The sequence below is a fragment of the Sphingomonas sp. AC435 genome (assembly GCF_979253005.1).
Window position 1 is genome coordinate 1 of record NZ_CEEDCJ010000044.1, and the last position, 270, is coordinate 270.

Consider the following 270-nt stretch of genomic DNA (forward strand, 5'->3'; position numbering starts at 1 on the left):
GTCCACGACGATCGTGCGCAGGCCGGCGAACATCGTCAGGCTGTCGGGATAGCTGAGCAGCCGCGACAGCGATTCGGGCGTGGTCAGCAGGATGTGCGGCGGCTTGACCCGCTGCCGCGCCTTGCGATCGGACGGGGTGTCGCCGGTCCGCGTCTCGACCCGGATGGCGAGGCCCATCTCCTCGACCGGCGTCACCAGATTGCGCTGGAGGTCGACGGCCAGCGCTTTCAGCGGCGACACGTACAGCGTGTGCAGTCCCTCGGTCGGGAC

1 protein-coding gene is annotated in these 270 nt (G+C 69.3%); it reads right to left on the reverse strand.

Annotation, left to right across the window (positions count from 1 at the left end):
* Nucleotides 1-270: DEAD/DEAH box helicase (locus AC0CH8_RS18880; RefSeq protein ID WP_465241197.1), on the reverse strand; the 270-nt coding region annotated here is incomplete at both ends.